The organism is Deinococcus sp. Leaf326 (assembly GCF_001424185.1).
In the GTDB taxonomy this organism is placed as follows: Bacteria; Deinococcota; Deinococci; order Deinococcales; family Deinococcaceae; genus Deinococcus.
In genome coordinates this window covers 1-4,585 of sequence record NZ_LMOM01000078.1, presented here as the reverse complement: position 1 = coordinate 4,585, position 4,585 = coordinate 1, and the positions used below count along the sequence as shown (strand labels likewise).

6 protein-coding genes and 1 rRNA gene are annotated in these 4,585 nt (G+C 66.3%); 1 reads left to right on the top strand and 6 read right to left on the bottom strand.

Going from position 1 to position 4,585, the window contains the following annotated elements; translation table 11 throughout:
* Positions 1-310: 310 nt before the first annotated feature.
* Positions 311-1,406, top strand: a protein-coding gene (gene prfB, locus ASF71_RS20330) for a peptide chain release factor 2 (protein ID WP_156373007.1) whose coding sequence is annotated in 2 segments (ribosomal slippage) — positions 311-355 and positions 357-1,406 — 1,095 coding nt in all. Because the reading frame shifts where the segments join, the coding sequence is not laid out codon by codon here.
* 51 nt (positions 1,407-1,457) lie between these two features.
* Here prfB and folK read toward each other — a convergent pair.
* The 6 genes from folK to ASF71_RS20300 all read right to left on the bottom strand — a co-directional run.
* Positions 1,458-1,955: a 2-amino-4-hydroxy-6-hydroxymethyldihydropteridine diphosphokinase gene (folK, locus tag ASF71_RS20325; RefSeq protein ID WP_056303543.1), complete on the bottom strand. Its 498-nt coding sequence runs from the start codon at positions 1,953-1,955 to the stop codon at positions 1,458-1,460.
* Positions 1,952-2,308 carry a dihydroneopterin aldolase gene (folB, locus tag ASF71_RS20320; protein WP_056303540.1) on the bottom strand — a complete coding sequence of 119 codons (357 nt, stop codon included), beginning with the start codon at positions 2,306-2,308 and terminating at the stop codon, positions 1,952-1,954. The genes folK and folB overlap by 4 nt, the downstream gene beginning before the upstream one ends.
* Before the next feature lie 10 nt (positions 2,309-2,318).
* The gene (gene folP, locus ASF71_RS20315) at positions 2,319-3,191 is read right to left on the bottom strand and encodes a dihydropteroate synthase (RefSeq protein WP_056303538.1); all 873 of its coding nucleotides are present in this window, start codon (positions 3,189-3,191) and stop codon (positions 2,319-2,321) included.
* Positions 3,188-3,955: an ImmA/IrrE family metallo-endopeptidase gene (locus ASF71_RS20310; RefSeq protein WP_056303549.1), complete on the bottom strand. Its 768-nt coding sequence runs from the start codon at positions 3,953-3,955 to the stop codon at positions 3,188-3,190. Before ASF71_RS20310 ends, folP begins: the two co-directional genes overlap by 4 nt.
* 137 nt (positions 3,956-4,092) lie before the next feature.
* Positions 4,093-4,341, bottom strand: a complete 249-nt coding sequence (locus ASF71_RS20305) for an acyl-CoA-binding protein (protein ID WP_056303547.1) — start codon at positions 4,339-4,341, stop codon at positions 4,093-4,095.
* A gap of 159 nt (positions 4,342-4,500) precedes the next feature.
* Positions 4,501-4,585 (bottom strand): 16S ribosomal RNA (locus ASF71_RS20300); the annotation flags it as partial.

Sequence of the window (4,585 nt, the reverse complement as noted above, 5' to 3'; positions counted from 1 at the left end):
ACAGGTGCGCTGAGACGTGATATTTGCGTCATCTCTCACTTGTTACGCTTCGTTTGTCATGCACCGCGCCTCAACCGAGGCTCAGAAAAGATACAGGCCAATCCGAAATCTGTCAACCCTTTCGCCTCAAGGCCTCTTGGGGCTCAGGGGGAACGCGGCCACAACGACACTTTCCTGGCCTGCGCTGCGGCGCGGGTAACGGTGACGCGGGGCCGCACTCCCTATACTTGTCCACTGGCAACAAGCCCGCATCCCGCTCAACGGGACCCGGCACGCCCCAGGGCGCCGGCTGCGGAAGGGAGGCACGCCCATGCAGGAACTACTGGAAAAACTGGCGTCGCTCCGGGAGTACCTTTGACATTCCCGGCAAGACACGCAGACTGAACGAACTCGACCGGGAGCTCAGCGACCCGGAGCTATGGAACAACTCGGCCCGCGCGCGGCAGGTCACCCAGGAGGCCGGATCGGTGCGGCGCATCGTCGAGGACTACGCCCGGTTGACCTCGGACGCTCAGGGCCTCGAAGAGATGTTGGAGATGGCCTCTCCTGAAGAGCGCGAAATGCTGGCCGAAGAGCAGAACGGCCTGCAGGCGCGGGTCGACGACCTGTACCGCGAGACGCTGTTCACCATGAAGCACGCCGAGATGCCGGCCATCGTACGGGTCAAGGGCGGCGCAGGCGGCACCGAGGCGCAGGACTGGGCAGGCATGCTCGCGCGGATGTTCATGCGCTGGGCCGAGCGCCGGGGCTACAAGGTGGACCTGATCGACGAACAGCCGGGCGACCAGGCCGGCTACCAGAGCATCGAGTTCATCATCCGCGGGGACAAGGCCTTCGGGATGATGGCGGCCGAACACGGGGTTCACCGCCTCGTGCGCGTGTCGCCCTTCGACTCGAACAATCGCCGGCAAACGAGCTTCGCGTCCGTGGACATCGTGCCGGAGGTGCCGGAGGAGGAAATCAATATCCACATTCCGGACAGTGACCTGCGGCGTGATGTCTTCCGCTCACAGGGCGCGGGCGGACAGGGCGTGAACACGACCGACTCGGCCGTACGCCTGACCCACCTGCCGACTGGGATCGCCGTGGCCTCGCAGCAGACGCGCTCGCAGATCAAGAACCACGAGATCGCCCTCCAGATTCTCAAACAGCGCCTCTACGACATCGAGATGCGCAAGCGCGAGGCCGAGGAAGCAGCGGCGCGCGGCGCCCAGGCCAAGGTGGAGTGGGGCAGCCAGATGCGCTCCTACGTACTGGACAAACAGTACATCAAGGACCACCGCACGGGCATCATGAACCACAATCCCGCCGACGTGCTCGACGGCGACCTCGACGACATGATGTGGGCCGGCCTGGAATGGATGGCCGGCAAGCGTGTGGCCGAGGAAACCGGAGACGACGAATAACCCGCCCCTACGTCCTGATTTGCAAGCTGCCCCGCCCTTCCCGGCGGGGTTTCAAGTGGTCCAGTCCAGAGGCATACGCTCTACGCCACCCAGTCCCACCCGTGCGAGGGCCTGCGCCGCACTCTCTCCCGTGACCGGATGCCGCAGCGCCGGGGCGAGGTCGGCCAGCGGCGCGAGGACGAACCCCCGTTGCCAGGCGCGGGGGTGCGGCAGGGTCAGGGCCGGGTCCGGCGAGATCTGTTCGTCGTAGAGAATCAGGTCGAGATCGAGGACCCGCGCTTCCCAGCGCTCATAGCGTTCTCGGCCGGCACGGGCCTCAGCCGCGTGCAAAGCTGCGAGCAGGGCGGGAGCTTCGTATTCGGTTCGCAGGCGCAGCGCGGCGTTGAGGTAATCCGGCTGACCGGGCGGCCCCCCCACGGGCGCTGTGCGGTACAGAGGCGAGACAGCCTCGACAGTGCCCAGCCTCCGCAGGTCGGTCACAGCCCGGCGCAAGGTCTGGAGAGGCTCGCCCAGATTGGCGCCCAGGGCGATATAGGCGGCGTGACTCATCCCCGGTCCAGCGTCAACTCGGCGTACACGTCCCGGAAGACGCCGGGCAGCGGGGCGAAGGGCTTGTGGACCCGGATGGTGACCCGCTCCAGCCGGGGCTGCTCGGCCAGCAGGCGACGCGCGATTCGGTCGGCCAGCACTTCAATGAGTTGGTACCGCTCGGCCGTGACCTCTGCAGCAATGCTGGCGTAGACCTCCGCGTAATTCACGGCCGCGTCCAGCTCATCCGGCAGCCCAGCGAAAGCGTAGTGCAGCTCGGCGTCCACCACGAAGCGTGCCCCCAGCACGGCTTCCGTGTCATAGACGCCGTGACGCGCGTGAAATTCCAGTCCTTCCAAGACGACCCGACTCATGGCGCGGAGTCTAGTCCTCCAGCAGCGCCGCCTGCACCCGCAACGCCTGAACGTGCGCCCCGGCGGCGTGGGCACGGACCAGGGCCGCGCCGCGCCGGGCCGCGTCGAGATGGAGGGCGAGACTACCCGGATCGCGCTCGGCGGCGTTGGGGACCCCGGCCAACGTGTCGATCATGCGCTTACGGCTCGCGGCCACCAAGACGGGCCAGGAATCGGCGGAAAGCTCGGTGGTGGCCCGCAGCAGGGCCAGGTTGTGATCCAGTGTCTTGCCGAACCCCAGCCCCGGATCAAGCAGCACCGACGGTACGCCCTCGGCCTCGGCCAGCCGGGCCTGCGTTCTCAGGAACCCTTGGACTTCGGCCACCACATCGCCGTATTCGGGCCGGTGTTGCATGGTGCGCGGCTCGCCCTGCATATGCATGATGCAGGCCGCCGCGCCCGCCTCGGCACAGACCCGGCGCATTGCGGAATCCCGCAGGCCGCCCACGTCATTGATAAGATGGGCACCCGCCCTCAACACCTCGGCGGCAACTTCCGGCTTCATGGTGTCCACGCTGAGGAGAATGCCCTCTGAGGCCAACGCCCGCACGAGCGGCAGCACGCGGTCCAGTTCCTCGGCCGCCTCCACCGGCTCGGCGCCGGGACGGGTGCTTTCTCCCCCAATGTCGAGCATCAGCACACCCTGATCACGCATCTGACGCGCCGAGGCGAGCGCCGACTCCAGCAGGACATGTCGCCCACCGTCGCTGAAGCTGTCGGGCGTGACGTTCAGGACGCCCATGACGCTACACCCCGACCAGCGCCGCACCCAGCCCTGGGAGGTCCTCTCGCCGCCGGGTACCGCGAAGCTGAAGGTGAGGCTGTGCACGGGCGCTGCTCTCATGTCCCGCTGCGCCCCGTCAGGTCGAAGCTGACCATCACGCGGCCCCGGACCGGAAAAGCGTCGACCTCGGCCGGCATCTTGCGCCCGGACCGGAAGGGCACGTAGCTCGCTTCCCTCATCGGCAGGTTGGACTCGAAAGCGGCGTGGACCGGATGGTCGGCCGGTATAGGCGTGCCGGACCGCAGGGTGTATTTCACGCCGGCCGAGCCCCCACTGACTCGGACGGTCAGGGCTGTCTCAGGAACACCGCCGTCCTCCTCATCGGTGTCACTCTCTAGGCGAGAGCGCGTGCAGACCGCGTACAGCACCGCGCCCGGCGTACGTTCAGCCAGGGCGTAGAGCGCGGTCGAGGCACTCACGTCGGCGCGCCGGGACAGCTCCGCCAGGGCGCGGCCAGTCGGTCCGAAGCGCTCCAACAGTTCGGCGATCAGCGCGTCGGGCATCAAGATGGCTGCTGCGCCGACATTACACAGCGTCTCGATCACCTGTTCGAGACGCTCACCCTCAAAGCTGTCATGCAGATCGCTCAGGAGGTCGTCGTCACCCAGCAGCAGCGCGTGGCTGATCTCGTGGGCGAGCGTGAAGCGCTGACGCTCCGGCCGCACCTGGCTGTTGATGAGGATGACATGGTGTTCGGGATCGTAGGCCCCGTCACGTTGGCCCATCGGCATGAAGCGCAGCTGCACACCGTCGAGACCGTCAACCAACCCATGGGCATCCAGACTGGGAACACGCGCGGCGTAGGCCGAGGCCAGTTCGCGCATGCGGCGCTTGGCCGACGCCGTCTCACCCAGGGATTCGGGAGGGCCCGCTACCTGATCGCTCACATCGGCACTGTATCAGGCCGGAGAAGAGAGAGCCGGAGTGGCCCTCACTTCTCCGCTGTGGCCCGGGACCGGGGTCAGGTACGGGCCTTGAGCATCTCGACCAGGGCCACATATTCCTGCTGGGCTTGGTCGGTCGGCATTCCCTGCAGGGCCTTCCAGGCGTCGTACTTGGCGCCACCGACGAAGTCGAAGCCCCCAGGCCGTTCCCCCTGGACATCTCCTGTCACCCCCTGCTTGTAGAGGGCGTAAAGCTTGAGCAGTACGTCATTACCGGGTTTCTTACCGAGAGTCTGAACTTCCTGCTGGGCCTGTTCGAAGGACATCATGTGCCCACTGTAGCGGAGCCGTAGCCGGATCGGCTAAGAGGCAATGACAAAAAGCCCCACCCCCGCTTGAGGCGGGGGTGGGGCGGAGCAGTGTATATCGCACGCAGCCGAAGCTGCGGGAGTTGACAGAAGAGAGGGAGAATGCGGAGCCTATAGAAAGGAGGTGATCCAACCGCACCTTCCGGTACAGTTACCTTGTTACGACTTCACCCCAGTCATAAACCACAGTCTAGACGCCTGC

Coding starts and splice junctions, on each gene's coding strand:
- folP (WP_056303538.1), bottom strand. CDS start 3,191: ATGAGAGCAGCGCCCGTGCACAGCCTCACCTTCAGCTTCGCGGTACCC.
- folB (WP_056303540.1), bottom strand. CDS start 2,308: ATGAGTCGGGTCGTCTTGGAAGGACTGGAATTTCACGCGCGTCACGGC.
- folK (WP_056303543.1), bottom strand. CDS start 1,955: ATGAGTCACGCCGCCTATATCGCCCTGGGCGCCAATCTGGGCGAGCCT.
- ASF71_RS20310 (WP_056303549.1), bottom strand. CDS start 3,955: ATGCGCGAACTGGCCTCGGCCTACGCCGCGCGTGTTCCCAGTCTGGAT.
- ASF71_RS20305 (WP_056303547.1), bottom strand. CDS start 4,341: ATGTCCTTCGAACAGGCCCAGCAGGAAGTTCAGACTCTCGGTAAGAAA.